The organism is Rhodococcus sp. JS3073, assembly GCF_026810085.1.
GTDB lineage: Bacteria > Actinomycetota > Actinomycetes > Mycobacteriales > Mycobacteriaceae > Rhodococcus_F > Rhodococcus_F wratislaviensis.
This window is the reverse complement of record NZ_CP113951.1, coordinates 2,927,282-2,944,201: the sequence shown is the minus strand read 5'-3', so window position 1 is coordinate 2,944,201 and position 16,920 is coordinate 2,927,282. Positions and strand designations below refer to the sequence as shown.

General features: G+C 70.0%; 1 protein-coding gene. It reads left to right on the top strand.

Going from position 1 to position 16,920, the window contains the following annotated elements; all coding sequences use genetic code 11:
• The first annotated feature begins 87 nt into the window (after window positions 1-87).
• On the top strand, window positions 88-16,812 hold the full coding sequence (locus OYT95_RS13175) for a non-ribosomal peptide synthetase (RefSeq protein ID WP_268791653.1): 16,725 nt from the start codon (window positions 88-90) through the stop codon (window positions 16,810-16,812).
• Window positions 16,813-16,920 lie beyond the last annotated feature (108 nt).

Here is a 16,920-nt window from a genome sequence, read left to right as displayed (position 1 = left end):
GGCTTGTTGCTGGTGGGTAGCCTAACCTAAACTCCTTCGGGTGCCCGTCGTTGGACGGGCGCTCTCGACGGACGATCGGATCACCCCATGTCTCCGGACCACTCGGCGGCTGCTCGCCCACAGCGCTCTTCGGCTGAGGGCATTTCTTCCCCTGCTCGCGTCGGTTCGACGCCTGTCGCGTTGCCGGTGACGGCCGCGCAGTCCGAGGTGTGGGTCGGACAGCAGTTGAATCCGGGCAGCCCGGTCTACAACCTCTCGCTCGTCGTCGAGGTCGCGGGCCGGATCGACCTGGACCGTACCGCCACCGCGATTCGTAAGACCGTCGAACGGGCCGAAGCCCTGCATGTGCGTTTCGAGCGAGGCGCCGACAACGAACTGCTGCAGGTGCCGACGGCCGCGGGCGAGTGGACCCTCGCTGTCGTGGACCTGCGCGGCGACGAGGATCCCGAAGCGAGTGCGCGCGCGTGGATGGACCGCGACATGGAGATCGTCGTCGACATCGAGGGCGACGAACCGCTGTTCCGGCACGCCCTGCTGCGTACCGGCGACGAGTCGGTGATCTGGTACCAGCGCTACCACCACAGCATCATCGACGGATACGGCATCACCCTGCTGGTGGCCGATGTCGTCGATCGATACGAGCACTCGGAACTCGAGACGTCGACGGCGCCGTGGCCCCTCGACACGATCGTGGCGTCCGACCGCGACTACCGTGCGTCGACGCGCTTCGAGTCCGACCGCGACTTCTGGATCCAGCAGGTGATCGACGCGCCGGAGCCGCCTCGGCTGCTCCCGCAGGTCGTCGACCACTCCGGGTCGCCGATCTCCGCCCTCGTCGAGATCGACGGCGACGACGCCGACGCGATCTACACCTTCGCCTCCGACGCCGGGATCAGGCGCACCCGGCTGCCGCTCGCCGCGGTCGTGGCGTATATCCACCGGTTCACCGGCCGCCGCGACCTCACGTTGTCGCTGCCGATGACGGCCCGGGTCGGACGCGAACTGCGCCGCATCCCCGGAATGTGCTCGACGATCCTGCCGCTCCGGGTGCAGGTGGATCCCGAGATGACCGTGGGTGAGCTCGCCACCCGCATCGACACGACGCTGATCTCGGTGCTGCGGCACGGCCGCTACCGCGGCGAGGACCTCGCCCGCGACCTGCGATCGATCGATCCGGACCGTCAGATCTTCGGTCCCGGAATCAATTCCATGATGTTCGAGCACTCGCTGACGTTCGGCGGTTTCCCGGCGTGGGTGCGGGGTTCGGCCACCGGACCGGTCCGCGACCTCGATTTCTCCATCCGCGGTGGGCAGGATGCGGAGCCCATCCAGATCGATCTCCGGGCGCCGGCCGGTCTCGGCGCCGAGCTCGAGGAGCATCGCCGCAGGCTCGAACACTTCGTCGGGCAGTTCGTCGCCGACCCGTCGCAGCCCATCGCGTCGCTCGATCCGATGACGGAGGCCGAGCGCGCGCAGTTGCTGGTGGAGTTCAACGACACCGCGTCCCCGCAGGAATCGGTGACGGTTCCCGAGCTGTTCCACGCTCAGGTGTCGCGGACACCGGATGTCGAGGCCCTGATCGCCGGCGACACCCGGCTCACCTACCGGGAACTCGGGGAACGCGTGGCGCAGCTGTCCCATCACCTGCGCGCCCGCGGGGTGGAGGCGGAAACAGTTGTGGCGGTCGGTCTCCCGCGTTCCGCGGAGATGGTGATCGGACTGCTCGCCGTCATGTGCTCGGGTGGGGCGTTCGTGCCCCTCGACCCGTCGTGGCCGGAGGACCGCCGGATGTCGGTCCTCGCCGGCGCCGGGGCCGCGCTCGTTCTCACCGGTCCCGGCGGAGTCGCCGACGCGGGGGAGCGGGCCGTGCCGGTCGACCTCGCGGCGTGGGCGTATGCCGAGCAGCCCACCGAGCCGCCCGCGGTGACCGTGCAGGGTTCGCGGCTGGCGTATGTCATCTTCACGTCGGGTTCGACGGGCAGGCCCAAGGGCGCCATGATCCGTCACGAGGCCGTCTGCGCGCGGCTGTTGTGGCAGCGTGACGAGATCCTGGGCTTCGGGCCCGCGGACGCGTCGCTGTTCAAGGCCCCGCTGTCGTTCGACATCTCCGTGAACGAGATTCTGCTGCCGCTGGTCGCGGGTGGCCGGCTGGTGGTGGCCGAGCCCGGCGGGGAGCGGGACCCGCAGTATCTGCTGGACCTGATCGCGGGCGAGTCGGTGACGTTCGTCTACCTCGTGTCGTCGATGCTGGACGTGCTGCTCGACCTGGCGCGGGGCACGGATCGGCTGGCGGCGCTGAAGCACGTGTGGTGCGGCGGCGAGGTCCTCACGCCGCGTCTGTTCGAGAGGTTCCGATCGCAGCTCGCCATCGCGCTGTATCACGGCTACGGCCCGGCGGAGGCGACGATCGGTGTGTCGCACGTGATCTACCGGGAGGACGCCGCGCGGATCGCGACGTCGATCGGTCGCCCGAACCCCAACACGCAGCTGTACGTGCTGGATGAACACCTGAACCCGGTGCCGCTCGGCACGGGCGGTGAGCTGTACGCCGGCGGATTCCTCCTCGGCCGCGGATACGTGGACGCCCCGGGGCTGACGGCGTCCCGCTTCGTCGCCAACCCGTTCGCGAACGACGGCTCCCGGTTGTACCGAACCGGTGACCTCGCCCGGTGGGCGGCGGACGGTTCCCTCGACTTCCTCGGCCGCGCCGACAATCAGGTGAAGATCCGGGGCATGCGACTCGAACTCGAGGACGTCGAGGCGGGCATCGTGTCGCATCCCGCCGTCCGGCACAGTGCCGTCGTCGTGCGGGAGACACCGTCGGGTGCACAGTATCTCGCGGCCTACGTGGTGGCGAAGCAGGATTCGGTGCCGGACGTCGCCGAGCTGCGGGTGTGGGCGTCGTCGAAGCTGCCGGAGTACATGGTGCCGTCGGCGTTCGTCGTCCTCGATCGGTTCCCGCTCACCCCCAACGGAAAATTGGATCGGCGTGCGCTGCCCGAGCCGGACCTCGGCGCGGCCGGTGAGAACGTCGCGCCCCGTACCGCTGCCGAGGAAACCCTGTGTGCGCTGATGGCGGGTGTCCTCGGGGTGGATGCGGTGGGGGTCACCGACGACTTCTTCGCGTTGGGCGGCGACAGCATCGTCGCGATCCAACTGGTCAACCACGCCCGGCGGGAAGGTCTTTCGATCAGTCCGCGGGAGATCTTCCAGCTCCGCACCGCCGAGGCCCTCGCCCGGGTCCAGGACGGCCGGACCGCGTCCGCCGTGGACTCCGACGACGTCGCCGTCGGTGACGTCCGCAGCACCCCGATCCTCGCCCGCACCGCGGAGCGGGGCGGCGAGATCGCCGCCTTCCACCAGTCGGTGCTCGTGCAGACTCCGGCCGCTCTCGACGGGCATGCCGCGAAGGCGGCCCTGGCCACGGTACTCGAGCGGCACGACGCCCTGCGCGCGACGCTCGTCCGCGGTGACCGCTGGACGCTGTCCGTGCCGGAGCCGTCCCCGGCGGCGGTCGACGGAATCCTGCGGGTGGTCGAATTCGACGGCAGCGCCCAGCAACTCGACATCGAGACGCGGGCGGCCGTCGGAAGGCTCGACCCGGATGCGGGCACGATGGTGCAGGCCGTCCTCTTCTCCGCAGCCGCGGGGCCCGGCCAGTTGCTGCTGATCGGCCACCACTTGGTGGTCGACGGGGTGTCGTGGCGGATCATCCTCGAAGACCTCGCCCGCGCGGGCACCGCCGTGGCGGCCGGGGGCGTCCCCGAACTCGCTCCGGTCGGGACGTCGCTGCGCCGCTGGTCCGAGCTGCTCGACGAGCAGACGCGGTCGGGTGCCTTCGACCACGAACTGTCCTTCTGGGCGGACGCGGCGACCACGGAAGACCCGCTCCTCGGCTCGCGCGCGCTCGATCCGGCCCTCGACCTCGCCGGTGACGCCGAAACCCTCACGGTGACACTGCCTCCGGAGTTCACCCGGCCGCTGCTCTCCACCGTGCCCGCAGCGTTCCACGGCCACGTCAACGACGCGCTCCTCACCGGTGTCGCGGTGGCGCTGCAGAGGTGGCGCGACGGAGGGCCGGGCCCCGTGCTCCTCGACCTCGAGGGGCACGGACGCGAGGAAGACCTCGTGCGCCGCAGCGACGGGCCCGCCCTCGACCTCTCCCGGACCGTCGGCTGGTTCACCACCGTCTACCCGGTGGTGCTCGACCCCGGTGCGGCGGTCGGCGAGACGGGGCTCGCCGACGCGCTGAAGGCGGTGAAGGACCAGTTGCGCCGCATCCCGGGTTCCGGGTTCGGCTACGGCGCGTTGCGTTACCTCGGTGTCCCGCAGCCGGCACTCGCGCACACGCCGACCCCGCAGGTGCTGTTCAACTACCTCGGGCGGGTGACGTCCGCGGAGGGCGTCGACTGGCTGCCCCGCGCCATGGGCGGTGCCGACGACCCGCGGATGCCGCTCGGGCACGCGCTGGCGTTCGACGTGATCGCGGAGGACGGCGCCGACGGCCCCGTCCTGCGTACGACGTTGACGTGGGCGCCCGGTGTGCTCGATCGTGACGCCGTCGTGGCGCTCGCCGACGAGTGGACCGCGGTGCTGCGGGTGCTGGCCGGAGTCGACCGTCTCGGCGGTCACACGCCTTCGGACTTCCCGCTGGTGTCGTTGACGCAGCCGGATGTGGACGCGCTGGCGGGTGCGGTCGACGTGCTGCCGTTGACACCGCTGCAGGAGGGCATCTACTTCCAGTCGGCGTTCGAGGACACCGGCACGGACCCGTACGTGGTGCAGCAGGTGATCGAACTGACCGGTCCCGTCGACGCTGCCGCGTTGCACCGCGGGCTGCAGGCGGTCGTCGACCGGCACGCGGCCCTCCGCGTCGGAGTGCGGGCGGTATCGGACGGCCGGGTCGTGCAGGTGGTCGGCGACAACGTCCAGGTGCCCATGGAGGTGCTCGACCTCACCGGCGTCGCGGATCCGGAGCAACGCGTCGAACAGGTGCTGGCGGCGGACCGGGCCCGGGGTTTCGACTTCGGCCGCGGACCCCTGCTCCGCTACACGCTCACCCGGCTGGAGAGCCGGAAGTTCCTTCTGCTTCAGTCGATTCACCACATCGTCGCCGACGGGTGGTCGGTGCCGGTGATGTTGCGGGAATTGATGGCCCTCTACAGCGTCGAGGGGCAGCCGCTGGCACTGCCGACGCCCACCCCGTACCGGAGCTACCTCGAGTGGCTGGGAGCCCGCGACCGTCAGGCGTCGCTCGCCGTGTGGCGGGAGGCGCTCGCCGACGCCCCCGAGCCGGTGGAACTGCCGAAGCCCTCGTCGAAGGGGGAGTCCGGGATCCGCAGTGTCCGGGTGACACTGCCGTCGAACGACACCGTCGCGCTCTCCGCGGTGGGCCGGGCCCGCGGATTGACGCTCAGCACACTCGTGCACGGCACGTGGGGTCTGGTCCTCGGCCGGCTCACCGGCCGGGAGGACGTGGTGTTCGGTTCGACGGTGTCGGGCCGCGGCGGTGACCTGCCCGGTATCGAGACCATGGTGGGCCTGTTCATCAACACCGTGCCCACCCGGCTGCGGTTCCGGCCCACCGACACGGTGGCCGAGGCCCTCGCCCGGTGGCAGCACGAGCAGGCGACGCTGCTCGACCACCAGTACCTCGGCCTGCCCGAGGTGCGCCGGGAAGCGGGACTGCAGAACCTGTTCGAGACGCTCGTCGTGTTCGAGAACTATCCGCTCGGCGACGGCGCGGTGGCGGATCCCACCGGTGCGGTGCAGGTGACCGGTATCCGGTTCGACGAGCACCCGCCGTACCCGATGACGCTGATCGTCGTGCCCGGTGACGCGCTGACACTCGAGCTGAAGTACGACGCCGCCCGCATCGATGCGGCGACCGCGACCCGGTTCGCGGAGTCGACGGTGGCGTATCTCGCGGAGCTGACGCGGGACGTCGACCAGAACGTGTCTTCCGTCGCGCTGACGTCGCGTGAGCCGATCGACGCGGCGCTGCGCGACGTCGAGGTGGAGTTCCCCGAGACGACGGTGACGGCACTGCTCGAGGAGCAGGCGGAGCGGACACCCGACGCGGTGGCCGTCGTGTTCGAGGACGAGCACCTCACCTACGCGGAGCTGCACGCGCGCGCTAACCGCCTGGCCCGGCTGCTCGTCGACCGTGGGGTGGCACCCGAGTCGAAGGTGGCGGTGGCACTGCCCCGTTCGCTGGACCTGATGGTGGCGCTCCTCGCGGTCGGGAAGGCGGGCGGCGCCTACGTTCCGCTCGACACCGGTTACCCCGCAGACCGGCTGGCGTACATGCTGGAGGACGCGGAACCGGTCTGCGTTCTCACCGACGGCACCGTGCCGTTCTCCGGGTCCGGCGTTCCGCAGGTCCGGGTGTCGGACGCCGACCGGTTCTCGCCCGAGCCGCTGACCGGTGTCGCGCTCGCGCCGCAGCACCCCGCCTACGTGATCTACACGTCGGGTTCGACGGGACGGCCCAAGGGTGTCGTCGTGCCGCACGGCGGCATCGTCAACCGTCTGCTGTGGGTGCAGCGGTTCCGGCCGATCACCCCTTCGGACAACATTTTCCAGAAGACGCCGTCCAGCTTCGACGTGTCGGTGCTGGAATTCTTCGGGCCGCTGCTCGCCGGGGCGACCCTCGTGCTGGCGCGGCCGGACGGCCACAAGGACCCGGCGTACCTCGCCGAAGTCATCATCCGGCAGTCGATCACGCGTGTGCATTTCGTGCCCTCGATGCTCGAGGTGTTCCTCGCCGAGCCCGCCGCCGCCCGGTGCACCGGGCTCCGGATCATCTCGTGCAGCGGTGAGGCGCTTCCCGTGGCCTCCGCCCGGCGCGTCGCCGACATCCTGCCGGGAGTGGAACTCGACAACCTCTACGGCCCCACCGAGGCGTCGGTCGACGTCAGCTACGCCGCATCCGTTCAGGGAATCGACGCGTCCGCGCCGTCCGTGCCGATCGGCCTGCCGACGTCCAACACCGGCCTCTACGTGCTCGATCGGTACCTGCAGCCGGTGCCCGCGGGCGCTGCCGGTGAGCTGTACCTGTCGGGACCACAGCTTGCCCGCGGCTACCTGGGCAGGCCCGGGTTGAGCGCCGAGCGCTTCGTCGCCGATCCGTTCTCCCGCACCGGGTCCCGCATGTACCGCACCGGTGACGTCGCCCGGGTCGACGCAGACGGAGCGGTCGAATACCTCGGCCGGATCGACGATCAGGTGAAGTTGCGCGGCTTCCGCATCGAACTGGGCGAGATCGAAGCCCAGATGGCCGCCTGCCCCGGAGTGCGGCAGGCTGCCGCCGTCGTGCGCTCGGACCGGCCCGGTCAGCAACAGCTGGTCGGGTACATCGTCGGGGACGCCGATGTCGACGACGTCCGCGCGCGCCTGACTGCGGCCCTGCCGGAGTTCATGGTGCCCGTCGCGTTCGTGACCGTGACCGAGTTCCCGCTCGGCCCCAGCGGGAAGCTGGACCGCAAAGCTCTTCCCGCGCCGGACTTCTCCGCGCACATGAGTTCGGGGCAGGCGACGTCCGCGCCGGCCGTGGACAGCGGACCGGCAGCGGTCCTGGCCGGCCACTACGCCGAGGTCCTCGGTCTCGGGGCCGTCGGGGTGGACGACGACTTCTTCGCGCTCGGCGGCGACAGCATCCTCGCCATCCGCCTGGTCAATCTCGCTCGCCGGGAGGGAATCACCGTCACCCCGCGGCAGATCTTCGAACAGCGGACGCCGGCCGCGCTCGCCCGGCTTGTCGCGGCCACCGTCGTCGCGCCGGCCGCGCGCGTGGAGGAGTCGGGCACCGGCAACCTGTCGCCCCTACCGGTGGTCCATCGGCTGTCCGAATGGAGTGGCGGTAAGAACCGTTTCAACCAGGCCGTTCTGCTCCACACACCGGCGGGCACCAGCGCCACCGTCCTGACGGCCGCCCTGCACTCGGTGATCGGTCACCACGACGGCCTGCGGCAGAAGCTGACCCGGCACGCCCAGGGCGTGTGGTCGCTCGAGATCACCGAATCCGCAGACCTGGAACTGCGTCGTGTCGACGTCACCGGACTCGACGCCGTGACACTCCGCGAGACGGTGGCAGCAGAATCCGACGCCGCGACCGACCGGCTCGACCCCGACGACGGCACCATGCTGTCGGCGGTGTGGTTCGACGCCGGCCCGCAGGAGCTGGGCAGGCTCCTCCTCGTCGCGCACCATCTGGTGATCGACGGGGTGTCGTGGCGGACGCTGATCGAGGATCTGGCCATGGCGTGGGTGGCGGCCGACAGCGGCCAGGACGCGGCGCTCGACCCGGTGCCCACGTCGCTGCGCGGGTTTGCCCGCATCGTCACCGAGCAGGCGCAGGACCCCGCCCGGCTCGCCGAACTCGACCACTGGGTGCGCGTCACCGAACCCGGTGCCGATCTGGTGCCCGGCACCGACGGGCACGCGGTGGTGAGCAGCGGCGCACGGCGGACGGTACTGCTGGACCCGCAACTCACGACGGCGCTGCTGACCCGCGTTCCCGCCGTGGCCGGCGCCGACGTCACCGATGTGCTGCTCGCGGCGCTGCGACTGTCGGCCGACCGATGGCTCGCGGGCCGTGGCCGCGAGAACGACCTGCTGGTGGACCTCGAGCGGCACGGCCGCGAAGAACTCGCCGAGGGCGTGGACCTGTCCCGTACCGTCGGCTGGATCACCAACGTCACCCCCGTCCGGTTGCGCAGCCGCACGGGCGCGCTCGAGACGCTCAAGGACGTCAAGGAGCAGCTGCGCGGCGCCCGCGACGGCGGCATCGGCTACGGCATGCTGCGGTACGTCAACGCGCGCACCGCGGGTCTTCTCGCGGCCCGGGCGGAATCGCAGGTGCTGTTCAACTACCTGGGCCGCATGCCGCACGCGGTGCCCGGGGCCTGGACGCCCGCGGTCGAATCCGACTCGCTGGCAACCGATCCCGATGCCGATCTCGGTGGCCCCTACCGGCTGGTGATCAACGCCCTGTGCGAGGAGTCCGAGCGGGGCACCGAACTGCAGGCAGTCTTCGCCTGGTCGGAGGCCGACCTGAGCGAGGCCGACGTCCTCGCGTTGAGCGACGGCTGGGTGGCCGCACTTCGTGAGCTGGCCGACGCCGCAGGAGAACACGACGGACCGGCGATGCTCACGCCGTCCGACCTTCCCCTCGTCACGCTGACACAGGAGGAGATTGACCGGATCGTCGAGGCGAGCCCGAGTGGGGTGGACGCGGTGCTGCCGCTGTCGCCGCTGCAGGAGGGTCTGTACTTCCAGGCCGGGTTCGACTCCGGCGCCGACATCTACACGGCGCAGTTCTCACTCGACTTCGCGCACCGCCTCGACACCGACAGGCTCGCCGCCGCGCTGCGCACCCTGCAGCGACGCAACCCCACGCTGCGAGCGGGATTCGTCAGCGCAGGCCTGCCCGCGCCGGTGCAGTTCTTCGGCGCCGGGCTGGACGTGCCCATCGCCGAGTTCGACCTCCGGGAACTCGACGAGCCCGAACGCGCGTCCTACGCCGAACAGCTGACCGCGCAGGACCGGCTGACACCGTTCGACCTCACCTCCCCGCCGCTGTGGCGGGCAATGGTGTTGCGGCTCGACGACGCCCACGACCGACTGGTGATCAACCGGCAGTTCCTGCTGTGGGACGGATGGTCCAACGGCCTCGTCGTCAGCCAGCTGCTCGCCCTCTACGAATCGGGTGGCGACGACTCCGGATTCGCCGCCCCGGAAGGATCTTTCGAGGACTACCTGCAGTGGCTGGCCACCCGGGACGCGGACGCCGCGCAATCTGCGTGGACCGACGCGCTCGGCGGGCTCGACGAGCCCACGCTGCTCGCAGCGACGGTTTCGGGGGAGCCGCAGCCTCCGCAGCGCCGGGACGCCGTGCTGTCCGAGGAACTGAGCGAACGGCTCCGGGCCGGCGCACGCGGTGCCGGTGTCACGTTCAACGCGGTGCTGAACGCCGCGCTGGCCGTCGTCCTCGGAATCGAGACCGGACGCCGGGACCTCGTGTTCGGCACCACCGTGGCCGGACGCCCACCGGAGGTCCCGGGCATCGACGCGGTGGCGGGAATGTTCCTCAACACCGTCCCCGTCCGGACGACGCTGCGCGCCGACGAGACCGTCACCGACCTGCTCCGGCGAATCCAGTCGGAGCGGTTGGCGCTGACCCCGTACGACTACCTCGGGCTCGCCTCCATCCAGCGGGTATCCGAGCACAGGCAGCTGTTCGACGTGCTGTACGTGCTGCAGAACTTCGTCGACGAGAAGCAGGTGTCGGCGCTCGATGCGGCGCACGACATCAGCGGCGGCGACAGCATCGATCACACGCACTACCCGGTCACGGTCGTCGTGACGCCGGGCGCGAGCGTGAAGGTGAAGTTCGAGTTCCACCCCGACAAGATCTCGGAGTCGCGGGTCGAACGCATGCTGTCCCGGTACCTGACCGTGCTCGAGGAATGGTCCACCGACCTGTCGGGTGTGGTCGGCGCAATCGCCGGTGCCGCAACGCCCGTGCCGGTCGAGCCGAAGGTCCTGCCCGACGCGACCATCGCGGACCTGTTCGCCGACGCGGCCCGCGGCCGCCCCGAAGAGACGGCCCTGGTGTTCGGGGACCGCACCGTGAGCTACGCCGAACTCGACGCCGACGTGAACCGGATGGCCCGGCTCCTGCTCGGCCATGGCGCGGGCCCGGAGCGGATCGTCGCACTCGCACTGCCGCGGTCGGTGGAGATGGTGGTCGCGCTGTTCGCCGTGCTGCGCACCGGATCCGCATATCTGCCGCTCGAGCTGGACCACCCCGCCGAGCGTCTGGTCGCGATGCTCGACGACGCAAGTCCGACGGTCCTGGTCACCACGTCGGACGTCGCCGGAACGCTCGCCGCAGCGGCGGTCGACACGCTGGCCGTCGACACCCTGGACTTCGGCGCGGTCGCGTCCGGACCGTTGTCGGGGGCCGAACTCGGCGGATTCGCGCCCGGAATGCCCGGGCGCCTAAACCATCCGGCGTACGTCATCTACACGTCCGGGTCCACGGGCAAGCCGAAGGGCGTCGTCACCCCGTACCGCGGCCTGACCAACATGCAGTTCAACCATCGCGAGGCGATCTTCGAACCCGTCGTGACCGCGGCGGGAGGTCGGCGACTGCGCATCGCGCACACCGTGTCGTTCGCCTTCGACATGTCGTGGGAGGAACTGCTGTGGCTGGTCGAAGGCCACGAGGTCCACATCTGCGACGAGAACCTGCGGCGTGACGCCGAGGCGCTCGTGGCCTACTGCGACACGCATGCGATCGACGTCGTGAACGTGACGCCGACGTACGCGCAGCACCTGATCGAGGAGGGTCTGCTCGACGACGGTCCGGGGCGGCACCGGCCGCCGCTGGTGCTCCTCGGCGGCGAGGCAGTGTCCGATTCGGTGTGGAACCGGTTGCGCGACACGGACGGAACGTGCGGGTACAACCTGTACGGTCCCACCGAATACACGATCAACACCCTCGGCGCCGGCACCGCCGACAGCGCGACACCCACCGTCGGCACCCCGATCTGGAACACGTCCGCGTATGTGCTGGACCCCTGGTTGCGTCCCGTTCCGGACGGCGTTCCCGGCGAGCTGTACATCTCCGGGGTCGGGTTGGCACGCGGCTACCTCGACCGGTTCGCGCTGACGGCGGAGCGGTTCGTCGCCGACCCGTTCCAGGAAGCCGTACGTATGTATCGGACGGGCGATCTCGTGCGCCGCCGCGGAGACGGTAACCTCGACTTCCTCGGCCGCACGGACGATCAGGTGAAGATCCGTGGTCACCGGGTGGAATTGGGCGAAATCGCGTCCGCGCTCGAAGCTCTGGACGACGTGCGCCAGGCGGCCGTCGTCGTCGATTCGGGCCCGGGTGGTTTCAAGCGGCTCGTCGGCTACGCCGTACCCGTGAGTACTTGTCAACCGCGGGACGTTAACAAGTACTCACGGGCGCTGCGCGCAACGTTGCCGGACTACATGGTGCCCGCCGCGGTCATCGAGGTCGACAACCTGCCGATGACGGTCAACGGCAAACTCGACGTCAAGGCGCTGCCGTCGGCGGACGACGCGCTCGGGCGCAGTGGCGGCGCGCGGACCGAACCCCGCACCGACACCGAACGGGTGCTGTCCGCGTTGTTCGGCGAGATCCTCGGCGTCCCCGCCCCCGGCGTCGACGACGACTTCTTCGACCTCGGCGGGCACTCGCTGCTGGCCACCAGGCTGATCAGCCGGGCACGGGCGGCGCTCGACACCGACCTCACCATGCGCGACCTGTTCGAGGCGCCGACGGTCGCCGAACTCGCCGCCCGGATCGGCGACGACACCGGTTCGACACGCCCGGTGCTGGTGGCCCGGCCGCGGCCCGAGCATCTGCCGCTCTCCGCTGCGCAGCAACGGCTGTGGCTGCTGCAGCAGATGGAGGGTTCGTCGGCTGCCTACAACTTCCCGATCGTCCTGCGCCTGCACGGTGCACTCGACCCCGGGTTGTTCGAGGAGGCGCTGACCGACGTCGTGTCGCGGCACGAATCGCTGCGAACCGTGTTCGGGGAGCACGACGGCGAACCGGTGCAGGTGATCCTGGACGACGCTCGCCCCGACGTCGCGGTGATGGACGGCACCGAGGCGGATCTGGTGCGGCTCGTCACCGAGACCGTCGGCCGCCCGTTCGACCTGACCACGGAGATCCCGGTGCGCGCGAGCCTCATCCGGGTCGCGGACCAGCAGGTGCTGGCCATCGTGCTGCACCACATCGCCACCGACGAATGGTCGGACCGCCCGTTCCTGCGGGACCTGATGACGGCGTACGCCGCTCGCGCGCAGGGCTCGGCGCCGGCGTGGGAGCCGCTCGACGTGCAATACGCCGACTACACGCTGTGGCAGCGCGACGTCCTGGGTGACCCGCAGGACCAGTCCAGCCTCGTCAGCCGCCAACTCGACTACTGGGCGAAGACTCTCGACGGTGCGCCGGAGGAGTTGGTGCTCCCCACCGATCGCACCCGTCCGGCGCGGCCGAGCTTCGCAGGCGGCGCGATCGAGACGACGCTCGACGCCGCGACGACACGGGCCTTGCGTTCGCTCGCCCGGACGTCGGGCACCAGCATGTTCATGGTGCTGCACGCGGCGTCGGCGGCGTTGCTGCACCGCCTCGGTGCGGGCGACGACCTGCCGATCGGAGCGCCGGTCGCCGGCCGCAGCGAACAGGGTCTCGACGACCTGGTCGGATTCTTCGTCAACACCGTGGTGCTGCGGACGGACGTGTCGGGCAACCCCACGTTCGACCAGTTGCTGGCACGGGTCCGCGACACCGACCTGGCGGCCTTCTCCCATGCGGACGTCCCGTTCGAAACCGTCGTGGAGAAGGTGAATCCGGCCCGCACCCTGGCCCGGAACCCCCTGTTCCAGGTGATGGTCGGCTACCACAGCCGGACGTCCGATTCGGCGCTCGCGCCCGGGTCGGCCCTCACCCCGGTGGCGTTCGAGGAACGCACGGCCAAGTTCGACCTGGTGTTCAACTTCACCGAGTACCTCGACGACGACCGCGTGGAACTGCGTCTCGAATACGGTTTGGACCTGTTCGACCGCGCCACCGCGGAAGATATCGCGCGCAGGCAGGTCGTGGTGCTCGATGCTCTGGCGTCCGACTCGGGTCGCGCGGTCGGCGACCTCGACGTGTTCCTCGGCGAGGAACGCGAACTGGTGGTGTGCGGTTTCAACGACACGTCACAGCCGGTGGCGGAGGAGACGTTCTCCGAGGCGTTCGCGCGGCACGTGGCGGCGACCCCCGACGCCGTGGCCGTCGTCGACGCCGACGGTGTGGTGACGTACGCAGAACTGAGTGTTCGCGCCGACCGGATCGCGGCCTTGCTGCATCGCCGCGGGGTCTCCGTCGAAGACGTTGTGGGACTGGCTGTCCCGAGATCGGCGCAGATGGTCGCGACCGTGCTCGGGGTGCTGAAGCTCGGGGCGGCGTACCTTCCGCTCGACCTGACCCACCCGTCCGACCGCATCTCCTACATGCTCGCCGACTCCGCCGCGCGGGTGCTGGTGACCACGGTGGGGGAGAGCCCGCGCATCGCGGACGTCGACGGTCTCGCTCGCGTTCTCCTCGACGACGAGTCCGTCGTCACGGAACTCGAGACCGGGCCCGCCCTGCAGGTGCCGCAGCCCCCGCAGGGCCTGGACCACGCCGCGTACGTCATCTACACGTCGGGATCCACCGGAAAACCCAAGGGCGCGATCCTCACTCACGACGGGATACCCAGCCTCGTCGCCACCGCCGAACAGCGGATGAAGCTCGTGCCGGGTTCGGTGGTGATGCAGTTCGCGTCGATCGGATTCGACGTCGCGGTCTTCGAGTTGTCGATGGCACTGTGCACGGGCTCCCGCCTGGTCATCGTGCCCGACGAGTCCCGCGTCGCCGGACCGGAACTCACCGATTTCATGGCCGCACACGACGTCACGCACGCGATCATTCCGCCGTCCCTGCTGGCGGCGCTGCCGTCGGGATGCGACGTCCCGGAGGGATGCACCGTGCTGGTGGGCACCGAGACCGTGCCGCCGGAACTGATCGGACGCTGGGCGGAACGCCTCAACCTGCTGGCCGCGTACGGTCTCACCGAGGCCACCGTCAACAACACGTTGTGGCAGGCACAACCCGGATGGAACTCGGCTGTGCCGATCGGTATCCCCGATCCGAACGAGCAGGCGTACGTCCTCGACGACCGCCTGCAACCGGTGCCGCCGGGCGTGGCGGGCGAGTTGTACATCGCGGGACGCGGACTGGCCCGCGGATACCTCGGCCGGCCCGACCTCACGTCGGCCCGGTTCGTGCCCAGCCCCTTCGGCGAAGCGGGCACCCGGATGTACCGGACCGGCGACCGGGCGCGCTGGCGGGCCGACGGCAACATCGACTTCCTCGGACGCGTCGACGACCAGGTGAAGATCCGTGGATTCCGCATCGAACTCGGCGAGATCATCGCGGCACTCGGAAGCCATCCGGCGGTGAAACAGTCGGCGGTCGTCGCGGACCGGACCGGCGACATCGTCCGGCTGGTGGGCTATGTGACACCGGCCGACGGTCACGGAGCCGGGCGGATCGATCCGCAGGCGGTGCGGGATCACGCCGCCACGCGGTTGCCCGACTACATGGTGCCGACTCTCGTGGTCGTGCTGGACGGCGATCTCCCGTTGACACCCAACGGCAAACTCGACCGCAAGGCGCTTCCGCTGCCGGACTGGTCGGCCCTGACCGGGGACGGCACGCCGCAGACGCCGGAGCAGAAGGAGATCGCGGCCGTGTTCGCCGACATCCTGCACCTGCCGTCGGTGGGCATCCACGACAACTTCTTCGACCTGGGTGGCAACTCCATGGCGTCGATGCGGTTGGTGGGACGGATCCGTGGGCGGTTCGCCGTCGACATCGGCATCCGGGACGTGTTCGACAATTCCACGGTGGCCGAACTCGCCGCGATCGTCGCGGGGGCCTCGTCCACGGGCAGGCCGGTGCTGACGGCGGCGGACCCGAGGCCGGAGGCGCTGCCGCTGTCCGGGCCGCAACGCCGGTTCTGGAAGCAGTTCCGGGCGGCAGGCGCCGAGTCGCGAGCCAGTCACGCACTGTCGCTGCAGCTTCGCGACACCGTCGACCCCGAGATCCTGGCGCAGGCCCTCGACGACGTCACGTCCCGGCACGAGCCGCTGCGGACCGTGTATGTGGAGGTCGGGGACACCGTCGTCGCGCAGGAAGCGGTGCGGCCCGCCCTCGAACTCGTCGACGTCGGGGACGGAGACGTGCACCGCACGGTCTTCAAATTGGCGCAGGAACCCGTCGATCTCACCGAGCACGCACCGCTGCGCGTGCATCTCGTGACCGGTGCCGACGGCACCCAGGCGTTGCTTCTCGCGATGCACTACATCGCCGTCGACGAGTGGTCCGTGGTGCCGTTGCTCGGCGATCTGATGGGCGCATACGCCGCCCGGTCGCACGGCGAGGAACCCGCGTGGGAACCGCTGCCCGTCGGATACGCCGACTACGTCGTGTGGTCGCAGGCACTCGTCGGCGATCCAGAGGACCCGGACAGCCGTCGGTCGCGTCAGCTCGACTACTGGCGGGAGACGCTGGACGGCATGCCGTCCCGGCTCGCACTGCCCGCCCCGGCGGTTCGCGGACCGCGGACGGCGGAGATCGTCCCGGTCGAGATCGACGCAGATCTCCACGGTGCGGTCGAGAAGTTCGCGAGCGACACGGGCACCAGCCTGTTCATGGTGTTGCAGGCCGCACTCGCCACCGTGCTGACACGGCACGGCGCCGGCACGGACATTCCGCTGGGGTCACTCGTCGCGGGACGCACGGAGGAGGCGCTGGACGCGCTGGTCGGCTGCTTCTTCAATATCGTTCTGTTGCGAACGGATACGAGCGGTGATCCCGATCCCGTGGAGTTGCTGCGGCGTATCCGCACCGCGAATCTCGACGCGCTGGACAACCAGGACGTGGCGTTCGCCGACGTCGTGGAGGCGGTCGGTGAGACGCCGGTGCTCCGTCCGCAGATCATGCTCGTTCATCACGAGCAGGCCAGGCTCGGTCATCTCGACGCGCTGGGCGGCGTGATGCCGGTGCCGGTGGGTGTTCCGGATTCGGACCTGACGCTGAGCTTCTACGAGCCGATCGGTGACGGGCCCGTCCACGCGTATTTCTCGTTCTCCTCGGATGTGCTGGACGCCGAGAAGGTTCGTGGCTGGGCGTCGGAGTTGTCGTCGCTGGTCACCGCATGGGCGAAAGGATCCCGATGATCAAGAGTGATCTAGATCGCAGTTCCGGGGCGGAGTTCGCCGCCGCGAGGGCCGGAAGTACTTGGTACTGTGCTGGAAATAAGGATAGGCTTCACTATCTTTTCGGAA

What these genes read in the sequence shown, in the direction of transcription:
- OYT95_RS13175 (WP_268791653.1), top strand. Translation starts at nt 88, where the DNA reads ATGTCTCCGGACCACTCGGCGGCTGCTCGCCCACAGCGCTCTTCGGCT.